Below are 14,741 nucleotides of genomic sequence, written 5' to 3'. Positions count from 1 at the left end.
CGAGGGGTCAGCCGGAGCGACGCGAGGGGACGAGGACCAGGTGTCTGGGGCAAGGCAGGCCGTGACCGAGGCCCGCAGGATCGTCGTCAAGGTGGGTTCCTCGTCGCTGACCACCGCCTCGGGCGGCCTGGACGCCGACCGGGTCGACGCGCTCGTCGACGTGCTCGCCAAGAGCCGCAGCGGAGGGGAGCGGGAGATCGTGCTGGTCTCCTCCGGCGCCATCGCCGCCGGACTCGCCCCGCTCGGGCTGCGCCGCCGCCCCAAGGACCTCGCCCGCCAGCAGGCCGCCGCCAGCGTCGGCCAGGGCCTGCTCGTCGCCCGCTACACCGCCTCGTTCGCCCGCTACGGCGTCCGGGTCGGCCAAGTGCTGCTGACGAGCGACGACATGAGCCGCCGCGCCCACCACCGCAACGCCTCCCGCACCCTCGACAAGCTCCTCGCGATGGGCGCCCTCCCGGTCGTCAACGAGAACGACACCGTCGCCACCGACGAGATCCGCTTCGGCGACAACGACCGGCTCGCCGCCCTCGTCGCCCACCTCGTCCGCGCCGACCTGCTGGTGCTCCTCTCCGACATCGACGGCGTCTACGACGGCGACCCCACCCGCCCCGACACCTCCCGGATCGCCGAGGTGTGCGCCCCGGCCGACCTCGCCCATGTCGAGATCGGCAGCGCGGGCAAGGCGGGCGTCGGCACCGGCGGCATGGTCACCAAGGTCGAGGCCGCCCGGATCGCCGCCGCCGCCGGGATCCCGGTGGTGCTCACCAGCGCCGTCCACGCGGCCGACGCGCTCTCCGGCAAGGACACCGGCACCTACTTCCACCCCACCGGCAAGCGCTCCGCCGACCGCCTGCTGTGGCTCCAGCACGCCTCCGCCCCGCAGGGCGCGCTGACCCTGGACGACGGGGCGGTCCGGGCGGTCGTGGAGCGCCGCAAGTCGCTGCTCCCGGCCGGGATCGCCGCCGTGGAGGGCGAGTTCAGCGCGGGCGACCCGGTCGAGCTGCGCGACGGGCGGGGGCACGCGGTGGCGCGCGGGCTGGTCAACTTCGACGCCAAGGAGATCCCCCGGCTGATCGGCCGCTCCACGCACGAGCTGGCGCGCGAGCTGGGACCGGGGTACGAGCGCGAGGTCGTCCACCGCGACGACCTGGTGGTCCTGCACGGCTGAGCGGGAGTTCGCGACGACGCCCCTCCTCGCCTCCCCGCTCGAACCGGCGGCCGAAAACAGGGAGAACGGTCCGTAAAGGGACCCGCTCTGAGGTGGACGTTCCGCAAAAGCGCCCCGCGAACCCTTGCGGCCTGCTCAACTTTGTCCCAGGGACACATTCCGCACGAGCACTGCGGGGCACCGCAGCGCACCGTACGAAGGAGGCCGTCGTGAGACGAGTGCGCCCGGGGACCGCGGGGCACCGCGGCGGCGCCGGTGGGGGCCTCGGCCGTGCGGCCGGGGAGGAGCGCGCCCTGACCAGCGTCGCCGCGGGCGACCGCTACAAGGGCGAGGGCGCGACGGGCGGAGGGCGCCCCGAGGACACCCCGCGCCTGTGGCACGTCACCCTCAGCGTCTCCGGCGAGGCGGCCCCGCTCGGTGAGGTCCGGCGGGCCCTGGAACAGCTCGCGCACGACCACCCCTTCCTGCTGACCAGCCGGTACGCCACCGACCACGCCGAGATCCGCTACTGGGAGGAGGCCCGCGACCTGCACGACGCGGCGGCCGTCGCCCTGCGCCTGTGGGGCGAGCACCGGCAGACCGCCGGACTGCCGCCCTGGGAGATCGTCGGCCTGGAGGTCATCGACCGCGCCACCTACCACCAGCGCATCGCCGAGGGGTACGGCCCACCGCCCGCCTCCCCGGTCGGCGTCCACCCCTTTTAAGCAGGTGTCTCGGGGTTTGGGATGACCCGGGGAACGGCCCGCGCGGCGCACTACCCTTCCCCCATGACCACGCTCTCGCCGTACGACTCGATGTCCCCGGTCACCCAGGCCGCCTACCGGGCCAAGGCCGCCGCCGCCGACCTCGCCCCGCTGCCGCGGTCCGTGAAGGACGACGCGCTGCTCGCCATCGCGGACGCGCTGGAGGTCCGTACGAGTGAGATCGTCGAGGCCAACGCCAGGGACGTGGCCAAGGCCCGCGAGGCCGGGACCAGCGAGGCGATCGTCGACCGGCTGACGCTGACGCCGGAGCGGGTGCGCGCGATCGCCTCCGACGTGCGGGACGTCGTCGCGCTGCCCGACCCGGTCGGCGAGGTCGTCCGCGGCTCCACCCTGCCCAACGGCATCGACCTGCGGCAGGTCCGGGTCCCGCTCGGCGTCGTCGGCATCATCTACGAGGCCCGCCCGAACGTCACCGTCGACGCCGCCGCGCTCTGCCTGAAGTCCGGCAACGCGGTCCTGCTGCGCGGCTCCGCCTCCGCCTACGAGTCCAACACCGCCCTCGTCCGGGTCATCCGGGACGCGGTCGGCGGCGCCGGGCTGCCCGCCGACGCCGTACAGCTGGTGCCCGGCGAGAGCCGCGAGAGCGTCCGGGAGCTGATGCGCGCCCGCGGCCTGGTCGACGTACTGATCCCGCGCGGCGGCGCCTCCCTCATCCGGACCGTGGTGAACGAGTCCACCGTCCCGGTGATCGAGACCGGCACCGGCAACTGCCACGTCTACGTCGATGCCCGGGCCGACCTCGACATGGCGGTCGACATCCTCATCAACTCCAAGGCGCAGCGGGTGAGCGTCTGCAACGCCGCCGAGACGCTGCTGGTGCACCAGGACATCGCCGCCGAGTTCCTGCCCCGCGCGCTGGACGCGCTCGCGGACGCCGGGGTGACCGTGCACGCCGACGAACGGGTGCTGGCGTACGCCAAGGACTCCCGGGCGACCGTCGTGGAGGCCACCGCCGAGGACTGGGAGACGGAGTACCTCTCCCACGACATCGCCGCCGCCGTCGTCGACTCCCTCGACCGGGCCGTCGAGCACATCCGGCTGTGGACCTCCGGCCATACCGAGGCCATCGTCACCACCTCGCAGCAGGCGGCCCGCCGGTTCACCCAACTGGTCGACTCGACCACGGTCGCCGTGAACGCCTCCACGCGGTTCACCGACGGCGGTCAGTTCGGCTTCGGCGCCGAGATCGGCATCTCCACGCAGAAGCTGCACGCCCGCGGCCCGATGGGCCTGCCCGAGCTGACCAGCACGAAGTACATCGTCACCGGCGACGGACACGTACGACGCTGAGGCACCCGCCCCGGCATATGCGCCCGGCACACGCCCCCCGTGCGGGCCGGGGCCGTCCGGACGACGTCTCAGCAGGCGGATGAATTTCCGTACGGTCTGCCCAAATTGACCCCTCAGGTCTACTCTGGACCCGTGCCGGAGGACGTGGGGGGCACGCCGTTCCCTGACGGCTGGATGCCCGACGACGACCACGACCGCGGGGTCTCGGACGAAGAGTTCGCCCCCGTGGTCTTCGACGAGGCCTTCGTACGCGCGGCCGTGGTGCACGAGCCCACCGCCGTCGAACGCCTCCTGGCCGCCGCCGAGGCGAGAGCCGAGGCCTCCGAGGCCGAAGCCCGTCGCGCCCGCCCCAGAGGCGAGCGGTACGACGACCCGTACGGCCCGGGTGAATTCGGCCATGATCCGGAGTACGACCCGGACGACCCCGACGCCTTCGAGGACGACCACTACGGCCCCTACGGCAAGCAGGTGCGCTGGCACCGCCCCGTCGCCTGGGTGCTCGCCGTGGTGATGGGCGTCGGCATGGTCGCGCTGGCCTTCGCCGCCGTGTACCGCGGCGCCGCCTCGGGCCGCCAGGACCAGGTCCCGCCGCCCGCCACGACCGGTCTGGAGCAGGGCGGCGCCGTCTCGCCCTCCGCCTCGGCCGACTACTCCCAGCCACCCGTCTCCGCGGTGCCCCGCACGCCCTGACCGGCCCTGGCCACCACGGTCGAGAACCTGCCACAACTTGGCGAGTAGCCAGGCGTTTACGGTGCGCTCCGAGAACCTACCCTGAAGATATGGGAGGGCCTTCAGACCCGCCTGAGGGGACACCCGACGGCTTCCCCGGAGGTGCGGAGGACGAGTACCGATCCGTCGTGTTCGACGAGTCGTTCGTCCGTGCTGCCCGCCTCCAGGAGTTCTCGGCGCACGAGCGGACCACGGAGCACGCCCCCGCCGTACGCAGCCGTCCGTCGCCCCACCGCAGGCTGTCCCGGCAGGCGCTCATCCTGGTGCTGCTGATCGCGGTCGCCTTCGGCACCGCGCTCTACATGGGCGTACGCCATCCCTACCAGGACCCGGCGGCCGCCCAGCAGCCCGTCGAGGCGCTGCGCTCGACCGTCGTCCCGCTCGCGCCCACGGGTGAGGTGCCCGGCACCTCCGACGTCGACCAGCTGTTCGCCCAGAGCCCCGCCGCGCACTACAAGATCGGCGCCGACGGGATCGCGCTGCCCGCCTCCCGGCGCACCGCGAACTTCTCGGACGGGCAGGTCATCAACGCCCTGACCACCGCCAAGGACTACCTCGTCCGCTCCTCCCTCTACCCCGAGGTGCTCTCGGGCGAGCAGGTGCGCCCGGTGCGCATCCTGGTCGACGGGGACCAGCTCGACCAGTTCGACCGCAGCTTCCAGGAGCCCGCCGCCGACGGACGGCACGCTCCGACCGGCTGGCTGGTCCGCTTCGACCCCACCGTGGCCCAGCTGGCCGACGACGAGGTCCGGGTCCAGGGCAGTCTGCGGGTCACCGAAGCCGACTCCGGCACCCTCGAGGTCACCACCGACCACACCTTCGTCTACGCCCTGCGCCCCGCGGACAGCGACGGCAAGGCCGAGGCGTCCCTGTTCACCGTCCGGCGCGAGCTGCACTTCCGCTTCGACCGTGACGACCTGCGACTGCACCAGACCCAGGTGGTCGGCTCGTCCACGCAGGCCGGGCCGCTGTCCTGCGCCGCCGACTCCGCCGACCAGCTGCGCCCGCTGCTCGCCGGTGAGACGGCGACCGGCGGTGGCCCCGCGGGCACGGACCCGTACTCCGGCGGCGGCGCCACGGCGCTCTGCGGGACGCTGGCCGACCGGGCGCAGCCGAAGGTGTGAGCCGACGGCCCCGAGGCCCGGCGTCCTCGGTCAGTCGTCCTCGGTCAGTCGTCCTCGCGCGGCGGCTGGTCCCTGGGCGGGGCCTCGGTGGTACCGGTCCCGGTGGCGCTGTTCGTCCCCCGGGAGCCGGAGGAGTCCGCGGAGCCGGAGCCCGTGAAGCCCTCGAAGCCGCGTCGTACCCGGCTGCCCAGGTCGCCCGCCCCGCCCGCGATGTCGGTGACCAGCTTCATCAGCGGGTCCTTGGAGCTGCGGACATGACCGGCGTAGTGCGCCGCCGACTCCCGGAAGGAGTCCGAGACCTTGGTGTCCTTGTCCTCGTCGCGGCGCGGGTAGTGGCCGTCCATGATCCGCTGGTAGTCGCGGGAGGCGGCCCACTTCTTCAGCTCGGCGGCGCGGACCGTGGTGAAGGGGTGGGAGCGGGGCAGCACGTTCAGGATCTTCAGGACGGAGTCGCGCAGGTCGCCGCCCGCCTCGTACTCGTCGGCCTGCTCCAGGAACGCGTCCACGTTCATCTGGTGCAGGTGGTTGCCGCCCGCGATCTTCATCAGACCGCGCATCGAGGCCTGGAGGTCCTGGCCGACCAGCAGGCCCGCGCGGTCGGCGGACAGCTCCGACTTGCGGAACCACTCCCGCAGGGCGGTCACGATCGCCATGATCGCCACACTGCCCAGCGGGATCCACGCCACCCGCACGGCGAGGCTGGTCAGGAACAGCAGGATGGTGCGGTAGACGGAGTGCCCGGACAGGGCGTGACCGACCTCGTGGCCGATGACCGCCCGCATCTCCTCCTCGTCGAGCAGCTCGACCAGACCGGTCGTGACGACGATGATCGGCTCGTCCAGGCCGATGCACATGGCGTTGGGCTGCGGGTCCTGGTTGACGTACATCGGCGGGACCTTCTCCAGGTCCAGGATGTAACAGGCGTCCCGCAGCATGTCGTTCAGGTGTGAGAACTGCCGGTCGGAGACCCGCACCGAGTCGGAGAGGAACAGCAGTCGCAGACTCCGCTCGGGCAGCAGCCCGCTGAGCGCCTTGAACACCGTGTCGAAGCCGCTGAGCTTGCGCAGGGCGATCAGCGCGGAGCGGTCGGCGGGATGCTCGTACGCGCGCGAGGAGATCCCGGGGAAGCGCCTGCGCTGCCGGCTCGGTACGTGCTCGTGTCCGTCCTGCTGGTGGCCGTCGTCGGACATGTCTTCCCCCAAGCGTCTCAGTGCTCTGTCTGCCCCCGAGGCAGGGCCCAGCCTAGGCGGAGTTACCGTGGACGGGCACCACACCGAAGGGAGTCCCGCGCCATGGAGCACACCGCCGCAGCCGCCTGGCTCACCGAGGCGGCGGACGCCGCTCAGCAGCAGGGGGCAGGGAATCTGCTCCGGGTCGTGCTCGTCGTGATGGTGCTGGGCTGTGTGCTGACCGCGTGGTTCCTGCTGCGGGGCTACAAGCGGAAAGACGACTGAGCGGGCGCGAAAGTTCCCCCGCGGCGCGTCCCGCGGTCCGTCCCCCGGTGTGCCCCCGCCGACGGCCCCCCTCGCGCACGGCGCCAATGGCGGAGTCGGCGTGATCGCCGAAGGGGCGGACGCTTACGATGGGCCGACATCTTTATCCCGCCCACACCGATAGGTTCTGCCGACGATGAGCTTCCACAGCGCCGCTGCCCAGTTGGTCACCCTCGCCGCCGAGGGCGAGGAGCACGGTGGAAACCACTCCAGCATCAACCCCCTGGTCACCGGTGGCGGCGCCTTCATCGCCCTGATGCTGCTGCTGTGGATCACCACCCTCTTCAACCGCGACCGCTGACCCGGCCAGGCGGGCCCCACAGGCCGGGCCGGTAGTGTCTGCACGCATGGGAGAGCAGGACATGCCTACCGGTCCGGCGAGTGACACGTGGCGCGGCAAGCGCCGCCTCGGTGTCATGGGCGGGACGTTCGACCCGATCCACCACGGGCACCTGGTCGCGGCCAGCGAGGTCGCGGCGCAGTTCCACCTCGACGAGGTGGTGTTCGTACCCACCGGCCAGCCCTGGCAGAAAAGCCACCGCGCGGTCTCCCCGGCCGAGGACCGCTACCTGATGACGGTCATCGCCACCGCCGAGAACCCGCAGTTCTCGGTGAGCCGGATCGACATCGACCGCGGCGGCCCCACCTACACCGTGGACACCCTGCGGGACCTGCGGGAACTCAACCCCGACACGGACCTGTTCTTCATCACGGGCGCCGACGCCCTCGCCCAGATCATCACCTGGCGGGACTCGGCCGAACTGTTCTCCCTCGCGCACTTCATCGGCGTCACCCGGCCCGGCCACCACCTGAACGACGCCGGGCTGCCCGAGGGCGGTGTCTCGCTGGTCGAGGTGCCCGCGCTCGCCATCTCGTCCACGGACTGCCGGTCCAGAGTCGCCAAGGGCGACCCCATCTGGTATCTGGTGCCGGACGGAGTCGTGCGCTACATCGCCAAACGTGAGCTGTACCGCGGCGAGTGAGCCGAGAGGGGCACCGGTGAACGACCGATACGACGCTGGTTACGGGGGCGACCAGTACGAACTCGTCGGCTACGACGAGTACGGCCAACCCGTGTACCGGCAGGTACCGGCCCAGCAGGCTCCTCAGCAGGGCTACGACCCCTACGCCCCCCAGCAGGGCTACGGCTACGACCCCTACGGCACGGGCGGGAACACGGCGCAGCAGCAGCCGGTGCCCCCGTACGACCCCTACGGCACGGGTCAGCAACCCCCCGTGCCGTCGTCGTACGACACCTACAACCCGTACGACCCCTACGGGCAGGGCGCGGGCACCGGGCAGCAGCCGCGCGTCGCCGAACAGACCGCCTACATCCCCGAGCAGCCGGGACCGGCGGAGGACCACACGGAGCGGTACGAACGGCACGCGCGGGACGACCGCCGCGGCGACGACGGGCGCGACGACGGATACGACGACGGACATGGCGGCCACCAGGACCGCGATTACCGCACCGAGCAGTTCGCCTTCGTCGAGGAACCCGACGGTGACTCCGAGGACGTCATCGACTGGCTGGCCTTCACCGAGAACCGCACCGAGCGCCGCGAGGAGGCCAGGCGCCGCGCCCGCAGCCGGGTGGTCGCCCTGGTCGTCGTCCTGGCGCTGGTGGCGGTCGGCGGCGTCGGCTACCTCTGGTACGCCGGGAAGCTGCCCGGCCTGTCCTCGTCCGACGAGAAGACCGGCGGTACGACGGCGGCGGGCGCCCAGAAACGGGACGTGATCGTCGTCCACCTGCACGACACCAAGAAGGGCGGCACGTCCACCGCGCTGCTCGTCGACAACACCACCACCCAGCAGGCGACCACGGTCCTGCTGCCCAACTCCCTCGCCATGACCGGCGAGGACGGCACCACGACCACCCTCGCCAAGTCGGTCGAGGACGACGGCTCCTCCGGCACGCGCGAGGCGCTCGACACCGTCCTCGGGACCGACATCGAGGGCACCTGGCGCCTCGACACCCCCTACCTCCAGAACCTCGTCGACCTCGTCGGCAACATCGACATCGACACCAACGCCGACGTGCCCGACCCGTCCGCCGAGAAGAAGGGCGCCGCACCCCTGGTCAACAAGGGCGAGGACCAGACCCTCAGCGGCAAGATGGCCGTCGCCTACGCCACCTACCGCGCCTCCGGCGAGGCCCAGAACGCCCAGCTGGAGCGGTTCGGGCAGGTCATGCAGGGCGTGCTGCGCAAGATGTCGTCGGACGAGCGGGCCGCCACGGTCACCGTGCAGACGCTGGCGCAGATCCTCGACCCGTCGCTCACCGACAAGGACCTCGGTGCCTTCCTGGCCAAGATGTCCGAGCTGGCCAAGGGCGGCGACCACAAGACCGCGCTGCTGCCCGTCCAGGACGACGGCTCCCTCACCGCCGAGGCCAGCGACAGCGTCGTCAAGGACATCCTCGGCGGCACCGCCAAGAGCCCCGACCAGGGCGCGGCCGTGCGGGTCTCCGTGCGCAACGCCAGCGGTGTGGCGGACAACACGGAGAGCGCCCGTGTGGTCCTCCTCAACGGCGGCTTCACCTTCCTCGGCGGCGGCACCGCCGACACCGCGCAGGCCACCTCCGAGGTCCGCTACGCCGACGCCGCCGACAAGGCCGACGCCGAGGAGGTCGCCAAGACGCTCGGCCTGTCCACGGAAACCGTCACCAAGGGTGACGTCGCCTCCAACGCGAGCGTGACCGTCGTCCTCGGGCAGGACTACGAACCGGCGTCGTAACCGGGCCCGGCGACCGGATCACGCAGCCGGCCACCGGATCACGTAAGGGGCGCCCCGGAATATCCTGGGGCGCCCCTCTCCGTCCGTGAGACCCTTGATGTCAAGTGACCACCGACGGAAAGCCTCGCAGTGACCGCAACCGACCGCTCCCTGACCCTCATCAACACCGCCGCCCAGGCGGCCGCCGACAAACTGGCGCACGACGTGATCGCCTACGACGTCAGCGACGTCCTGTCGATCACCGACGCCTTCCTGCTGGCCTCCGCGCCCAACGACCGCCAGGTCAAGTCGATCGTCGACGAGATCGAGGAGCGCCTCCAGAAGGAACTCGGCGCCAAGCCGGTGCGCCGTGAGGGCGACCGGGAGTCCCGCTGGATCCTGCTCGACTACGTCGACATCGTCGTCCACGTCCAGCACAGCGAGGAGCGCGTCTTCTACGCCCTGGAGCGGCTGTGGAAGGACTGCCCCGAGCTCGAGCTGCCCGCCGACGCCAAGGCCACCCGCGGCAAGGCCGAAGAGCACGCCAAGCTTCAGGCCGCCGAGGAGGCCGCCGAGACGGGCGGTGAGTGGCGATGAGCACCACCGGTGAGGTCACCGGGTCCCGGCCCGCCGGCCGGGGCCGCCGCGTCATCCTGTGGCGGCACGGGCAGACCTCCTGGAACGTCGAGCGCCGCTTCCAGGGCACCACCGACGTCGAACTCACCGAGACCGGCGTCGCCCAGGCCCGCCGCGCCGCCCGGCTGCTCGCCTCGCTGCGCCCCGACGCGATCGTCGCCTCCGACCTGAGGCGGGCCGCGAACACGGCCGCCGAGCTGGCCGCGCTCACCGGCCTCGACGTCACCCACGACGAGGGTCTGCGGGAGACGTACGCGGGTGTCTGGCAGGGCCTGACCCACGACGAGATCATCGCCCGGCACGGCGAGGAGTACGCCGCCTGGAAGCGGGGCGAGCCGGTGCGCCGTGGCGGCGGTGAACTGGAGACCGAGGTCGCCGACCGCGCCGCCCCCGTGGTGCTGCGGCACGCCGAGAAGCTCCCCGAGGACGGCACGCTCGTCGTCGTCAGCCACGGTGGCACGATCCGCACCACCATCGGCCGTCTCCTCGGCCTGGACTCCCGGAACTGGGAGAGCCTGGGGGGCCTGTCGAACTGCTGCTGGTCCGTTCTCGGCGAGGGCGCCCGGGGCTGGCGGCTGCTGGAGCACAACGCGGGCACGCTGCCGGAGCCGGTGCTGGGCGACGACGACTGATCCGCGTACCGGGGCCCGGGGCCCGGATTTCACTTTCCGGCAGGTCGCAGGCTAGAGTTCTTCTTGTTCGCCCGGCCGGTCGGCCAGGAGGAACGCAAGGGGCTATAGCTCAGTTGGTAGAGCGCCTGCATGGCATGCAGGAGGTCAGGAGTTCAATTCTCCTTAGCTCCACGCCCGGTGAAGATCCCGTTCCCTCAGGGGGACGGGATCTTTCGCGTGTACCGGCCCGGGATCTTTCGCCGCCGATTGAGCACACGGGCCCCGAGAGGCGTATACCTCTGTGCGGGCGCTCCCGGCGGCTGCCGTGTCCGGACTGGAACCCAGGCGTCGCTGACCGTGTCGGTCCGCTCGTGGCAGAATCAAACGGCCGGAAGGGGGCGCGGCCCGACGGGAGGGAGTAGTGATGCCTGCGAGCATCCTCAGGGAGGTCGGCCACCTCTCTGGTGAAGCGGCGGTGACACGGAACACGGCCACCCGGCTCAGCTGCCCTTCCTGCGGTTCCGCGCACGTCGCCCAGGTCCTCGGCGACAACGGCGGGATCTCCTACGTGTGCACGGCCTGCGGCCACAGCTGGAGCTGATCGATGGGTGCACACAGGCGGAAGTGCGACTGGTGCGGCAGCGGTACGCCGATCGTCCGCGACATGGAGCCGGTCAACCCCGACTACCAGTACTGGTGCGAGGAATGCGCGCGGGCGCTGATCATAAAGGGCGACCCGATCGAGACCTACCGCGAACTGGAGGGGGAACCGATCTACGGGCGTCTGCTGGAGGAGCACTGCACGCTCAAGCGGTTCTACTCGTTCGTGACGGCCTGAGGGCCTGAGGGTCTTGTGGCCTTCCGGTCCGCCGGTCTTCCGGGGGCGGGAAACGATTTGGTGCCGCGCCGGGGGGACCTGTAATGTTGGCGTCGCCGCCGGGGAGACCGGGCGGAACGGCAAGGGGCTATAGCTCAGTTGGTAGAGCGCCTGCATGGCATGCAGGAGGTCAGGAGTTCAATTCTCCTTAGCTCCACAGGCGAATCCCGCCGGATCAATGATCCGGCGGGATTTCTCGTGTTCAGCGGCCCAGGGCCCGGCGTCCCCGCCCCTGCGAGAGGACCGGCAGATTGCTGCGGGTGCTCTCCTGCGCCCGGGTGTCCTCCTCGATGCGCAGGGCGAGCGCCGGGCAGCGGCGCACCGCCCGCATCGCCTTGGCCTCCGCGAAACGCGGGACCGACGCCTGCGCCACGGTCGGGAAGCCGTCCGCGCCCAGCTCGAAGACCTCCGGGAGGATGTCCGCGCACAGGCCGTGGCCCCGGCACAGCGTCCAGTCGACGTAGATCTTCTGGCGGCTGGGGCCGTTCTCCTCGGACTCGCCGCCGCCCGGGATGCCCGTGGGGGCCCTGCCGCCCTCGAAGAGCGGCAGGACGCCCGTCACGCGCCGTCCGCAGCCGTTGCCGAGGACATGGGCGGCCAGGTCGTCGGTGAAGGCCTTCAGCGTCGACTCCAGGAACATCGCGGAGCCGTCGGGGTGCGAGCAGGCGCCGCGCCGCTTGACGTTCTTCGCGACCTGCTTGACCGCCTCCAGGGCGGCCGGTCCGCCGCCGTTGAGGATGTCCTCCAGACCGCGCGCGGCGGCGGGCAGACCGAGGTAGCAGGGGCCGCACTGCCCCGCGCTCTCCTCCGCCAGCCACTGGGCGACCCGCAGGGACTCGCCCAGTGGGCAGGTGTCCTGACTGATCGGCAGGATCGCCCCGGCGCCCAGCGAACCGCCCACGGCGTCCAGGGAGTTACGGGAGACGATCGCCTCGTTGACGGTGGCCGCGTCGATCCACTTGCCGTGGTAGCCGCCGGTGAGCACGCCCTGCGGTACCGGCGGGGCGCCGGCCAGCTGGAGGACGTAGCGCAGCGGCACCCCTGTGGGCACCTCGAGCACCATCGGGCGGGCGACCGCGCCGGAGACCGTGAGCATGACGGTGCCCGGCTCGTCGTACAGGCCGGTGTTGCCGTAGCGCTCGGGGCCGATGCGGGCGGCGATCGCCAGTTGGGCGAAGGTCTCCGCGTTGGACAGCAGGGTGGGCGCGCCGCCGACGCCGCTCTTGGAGGCGCTGATCTTGCGGCCCGGCGGGATGGCCGGGCCGCCGTCGATCGAGCGGATGAGGGAGGCGGCGGCGCCGGTGACCATCCGTACCGGATTGCGCTGCACGCGCGCGCGGAGCGCCGATCTACGGCCGTTGCTGAGACCGCGTTCGGCGAGTGCCGCCTCCATCGAGCGCTGGGTGGACTCCCGGGTGACCCCCACCACCAGCGTGCGGGCGCCCAGGGCCTCGGCGCACAGCAGCGCGCCGTCCAGGATCAGGTGCGGGGCACGGTTGATGAGCACCGTGTCCTTGCGGCAGGCCGGTTCGTCCTCACTGCCGTTGACGACCACCACCGGCCGTACGCCGCGCTTGATCGCCGATTCGGCGACCGAGCGCAGCTTCTTGTGGAAGGGGAAGCCCGCGCCGCCGCGGCCCTTCAGGCTGATGTTCTCGGCGAGCTTCGCGAGTTGCTCGCCGCCCATCGGTTCGAGCGGCCCGTGCACCTTCAGGTGCATGGGCAGATCGAGTCGTTCCACAAGGTCGAAGCCCGACGTGAGCTGCGGAAGGCCGACCACGCGGACTTCTGGGACGTCGGGCAGGGCCTCGTTCACTTAAAGCCTCCGGAAGGCGTGTTCCAAGGTTCGCCCGAACCCGGTGCGTCGAAGTCGTAGGACGCACCGGGGAGTGTTTCTGTGGCGGGACCGCTGTTGTCGTACGTGTCGTTGGTGTTGTACGTGCCGTAGAGGGTGTTCGTCTCACCGGTGTCGTACAGATCACTCGATCCGTACCCCGCGGGGGCCGGGCTGCCGTACGCCGGGATGTTGTAGCCGGTGTCCTGGAGCGGGTCGTAGGCGGAGGGCGGGGCCTCGCCGACCGGCGGCGGGGACGGGACCGGCCAGGAGCCCGAGGTGCCGGTGTCGACGCGGGGGACGGCCTGCGTCGGCTGGAGGTCGGGCAGCTCCATGGGGGCCGTGCGGTCGTCGGCGTACGACGCCTCACGCGCGCGTGCCGGGCGCGACACGGCCCGGTAGGCGGCGGCGAAGCCGTTCGTGGTCTCGGCGGGGGTCGCCATGGGGGCCTCGGCCCGCCGGTCGCCCCGTCCGGCTGGGGCGCTCTCGTAGCCGGGCAGCGCGGACTCGGCCGTGGCCCGGGCCCGGCTGGCGTCCAGTTCCTCGCGGCCCGGCTGCTGCTCGGTGCTGAGCAGCGCGGTGATCTTGTCGGCGACCCTGCGCTTGACCGGGCGGGGCGCCGCGCGCAGCGCGAGGGCGCCGCCGACGGCGACGACGGACAGGGCGTACAGGGTCGTGAACAGCGGCGCGGCCGCTCGACCCGCGTAGAGCCCGTGGACCAGGCCCGCGCACCAGGCCGGGTAGGCCAGCATGTGCACGGCCCGCCAGCGGGCCGCGACGGGCGCCGGGGAGGCGAACCGGTTGCGCACCAGACCGGTGATGGCCACGAAGACCATCAGCAGGCCGGCCAGCGTGCCCAGGCCGATCAGGAAGGCCCGGCCGGTGGCGACCTCGTCGTCGGTGAGGGCGAGGCCGAAGGGGATCACCACGGCGATCCAGGTCGTGTGGTCCAGCAGCAGCTTGACCACGATGTGCACGACCAGGAAGACCAGCGAGGCGAGCGCGGTGGTCCGGTGCACCGCCTGCGCCAGGATGCGGCGGCGGGCGTCGAGCAGGATCCGGTCCTGGGCGACCAGACCCCAGATCACCGAGCAGGTCAGGCACACGAGCGACAGGACGCCCACGCCGAAGTTGAGGTACTCCACGACCCGGTCGTCGACCGTGCTGTCCGTCGTCATGACAGGCCTCCCCAGCTGACGACGGGCGATGTGCCCCGTTGGGGGAGGGGGCGGGTACTGCGAGGAGGATTCATGGGGGCAACTCCGAGCGGTATCGGGAAAGCGGTCCCGGTGCCGCACTCTAAGTCGCGTCATACCCATGGGTACGAGGTTTGAGTTATTGCGTCGTTATCAACAGGTGATCTAGTTGCGGTGATGTGCGGGTGTGGGGTGTTACGCGAAGTAATTCTTGACTTCTGTTCAGTGTTCGAGTGGTCACCGAGTGGAGTCCGAGGGGTTCTGTGCGACTCCGGGCGGGCCCGGGGCGCCCGTGGAACGCCGT

The 14,741-nt window shown here is 71.6% G+C and carries 16 protein-coding genes and 2 tRNA genes; 15 read left to right on the top strand and 3 right to left on the bottom strand.

The features are described 5' to 3' along the window. Positions 1–40 precede the first annotated feature (40 nt). The 5 genes from proB to KBY47_RS03460 all read left to right on the top strand — a co-directional run bounded on the left by proB (position 41) and on the right by KBY47_RS03460 (position 5,075). Positions 41–1,168 carry a glutamate 5-kinase gene (gene proB, locus KBY47_RS03480; RefSeq protein WP_210919362.1) on the top strand — a complete coding sequence of 376 codons (1,128 nt, stop codon included), beginning with the start codon at positions 41–43 and terminating at the stop codon, positions 1,166–1,168. A 209-nt stretch (positions 1,169–1,377) separates the two neighbouring features. After that, positions 1,378–1,872, top strand: a complete 495-nt coding sequence (locus KBY47_RS03475; RefSeq protein WP_210919361.1) for a hypothetical protein — start codon at positions 1,378–1,380, stop codon at positions 1,870–1,872. Positions 1,873–1,935: 63 nt separating this feature from the next. Continuing rightward, the gene (locus KBY47_RS03470; protein WP_210919360.1) at positions 1,936–3,222 is read left to right on the top strand and encodes a glutamate-5-semialdehyde dehydrogenase; all 1,287 of its coding nucleotides are present in this window, start codon (positions 1,936–1,938) and stop codon (positions 3,220–3,222) included. Positions 3,223–3,327: 105 nt separating this feature from the next. Further along, entirely contained in the window at positions 3,328–3,912 is a 585-nt protein-coding gene (locus KBY47_RS03465; RefSeq protein ID WP_210919359.1) for a hypothetical protein, read from the top strand. An 89-nt stretch (positions 3,913–4,001) separates the two neighbouring features. Then, on the top strand, positions 4,002–5,075 hold the full coding sequence (locus KBY47_RS03460) for a hypothetical protein (protein WP_210919358.1): 1,074 nt from the start codon (positions 4,002–4,004) through the stop codon (positions 5,073–5,075). Positions 5,076–5,119: 44 nt separating this feature from the next. On the opposite strand, the gene KBY47_RS03455 is transcribed toward KBY47_RS03460, so the two are convergent. Beyond that, a complete protein-coding gene (locus tag KBY47_RS03455; RefSeq protein ID WP_210919357.1) occupies positions 5,120–6,265 on the bottom strand; it encodes a M48 family metallopeptidase in 1,146 nt (381 codons plus the stop codon). Between the two features lie 102 nt (positions 6,266–6,367). Between KBY47_RS03455 and KBY47_RS03450 the strand changes: the two genes are divergently transcribed. The 10 genes from KBY47_RS03450 (at position 6,368) to KBY47_RS03405 (ending at position 11,564) form a co-directional block, all read left to right on the top strand. Continuing rightward, positions 6,368–6,529 (top strand): hypothetical protein, encoded by a 162-nt coding sequence (locus KBY47_RS03450; protein ID WP_210919356.1) that lies wholly within the window; start codon positions 6,368–6,370, stop codon positions 6,527–6,529. Positions 6,530–6,704: 175 nt separating this feature from the next. Beyond that, positions 6,705–6,869, top strand: a complete 165-nt coding sequence (locus KBY47_RS03445) for a hypothetical protein (RefSeq protein ID WP_210919355.1) — start codon at positions 6,705–6,707, stop codon at positions 6,867–6,869. 46 nt (positions 6,870–6,915) lie between these two features. Further along, positions 6,916–7,551, top strand: a complete 636-nt coding sequence (gene nadD, locus KBY47_RS03440; RefSeq protein WP_210919354.1) for a nicotinate-nucleotide adenylyltransferase — start codon at positions 6,916–6,918, stop codon at positions 7,549–7,551. Positions 7,552–7,567: 16 nt separating this feature from the next. Further along, a complete protein-coding gene (locus KBY47_RS03435; protein WP_210919353.1) occupies positions 7,568–9,304 on the top strand; it encodes an LCP family protein in 1,737 nt (578 codons plus the stop codon). 129 nt (positions 9,305–9,433) lie between these two features. Then, entirely contained in the window at positions 9,434–9,880 is a 447-nt protein-coding gene (gene rsfS / locus KBY47_RS03430; RefSeq protein WP_210919352.1) for a ribosome silencing factor, read from the top strand. Beyond that, a complete protein-coding gene (locus KBY47_RS03425; protein ID WP_210919351.1) occupies positions 9,877–10,551 on the top strand; it encodes a histidine phosphatase family protein in 675 nt (224 codons plus the stop codon). Before rsfS ends, KBY47_RS03425 begins: the two co-directional genes overlap by 4 nt. A 98-nt stretch (positions 10,552–10,649) precedes the next feature. Beyond that, a tRNA-Ala gene (locus tag KBY47_RS03420) sits at positions 10,650–10,722 on the top strand. 232 nt (positions 10,723–10,954) lie between these two features. Beyond that, entirely contained in the window at positions 10,955–11,131 is a 177-nt protein-coding gene (locus KBY47_RS03415) for a hypothetical protein (protein WP_210919350.1), read from the top strand. Between the two features lie 3 nt (positions 11,132–11,134). Continuing rightward, positions 11,135–11,368, top strand: a complete 234-nt coding sequence (locus tag KBY47_RS03410) for a hypothetical protein (protein WP_003976229.1) — start codon at positions 11,135–11,137, stop codon at positions 11,366–11,368. A 123-nt stretch (positions 11,369–11,491) separates the two neighbouring features. Next, positions 11,492–11,564, top strand: a tRNA-Ala gene (locus tag KBY47_RS03405). Between the two features lie 45 nt (positions 11,565–11,609). Here KBY47_RS03405 and KBY47_RS03400 read toward each other — a convergent pair. Then, positions 11,610–13,223, bottom strand: a complete 1,614-nt coding sequence (locus KBY47_RS03400; RefSeq protein WP_210919349.1) for an NADH-quinone oxidoreductase subunit NuoF family protein — start codon at positions 13,221–13,223, stop codon at positions 11,610–11,612. Beyond that, positions 13,220–14,419, bottom strand: coding sequence for a ferric reductase-like transmembrane domain-containing protein (locus KBY47_RS03395; RefSeq protein ID WP_210919348.1), 1,200 nt, complete (start codon positions 14,417–14,419; stop codon positions 13,220–13,222). The genes KBY47_RS03400 and KBY47_RS03395 overlap by 4 nt, the downstream gene beginning before the upstream one ends. Positions 14,420–14,741 lie beyond the last annotated feature (322 nt).

The sequence above is a fragment of the Streptomyces sp. B93 genome (assembly GCF_018070565.1).
Taxonomy (GTDB): Bacteria; Actinomycetota; Actinomycetes; order Streptomycetales; family Streptomycetaceae; genus Streptomyces.
This window is presented reverse-complemented; position numbering and strand designations above follow the sequence as displayed.

Coding starts and splice junctions, on each gene's coding strand:
- KBY47_RS03470 (WP_210919360.1), top strand. CDS start 1,936: ATGACCACGCTCTCGCCGTACGACTCGATGTCCCCGGTCACCCAGGCC.
- KBY47_RS03460 (WP_210919358.1), top strand. CDS start 4,002: ATGGGAGGGCCTTCAGACCCGCCTGAGGGGACACCCGACGGCTTCCCC.
- KBY47_RS03455 (WP_210919357.1), bottom strand. CDS start 6,265: ATGTCCGACGACGGCCACCAGCAGGACGGACACGAGCACGTACCGAGC.
- KBY47_RS03450 (WP_210919356.1), top strand. CDS start 6,368: ATGGAGCACACCGCCGCAGCCGCCTGGCTCACCGAGGCGGCGGACGCC.
- KBY47_RS03445 (WP_210919355.1), top strand. CDS start 6,705: ATGAGCTTCCACAGCGCCGCTGCCCAGTTGGTCACCCTCGCCGCCGAG.
- nadD (WP_210919354.1), top strand. CDS start 6,916: ATGGGAGAGCAGGACATGCCTACCGGTCCGGCGAGTGACACGTGGCGC.
- KBY47_RS03425 (WP_210919351.1), top strand. CDS start 9,877: ATGAGCACCACCGGTGAGGTCACCGGGTCCCGGCCCGCCGGCCGGGGC.
- KBY47_RS03415 (WP_210919350.1), top strand. CDS start 10,955: ATGCCTGCGAGCATCCTCAGGGAGGTCGGCCACCTCTCTGGTGAAGCG.
- KBY47_RS03410 (WP_003976229.1), top strand. CDS start 11,135: ATGGGTGCACACAGGCGGAAGTGCGACTGGTGCGGCAGCGGTACGCCG.
- KBY47_RS03395 (WP_210919348.1), bottom strand. CDS start 14,419: ATGACGACGGACAGCACGGTCGACGACCGGGTCGTGGAGTACCTCAAC.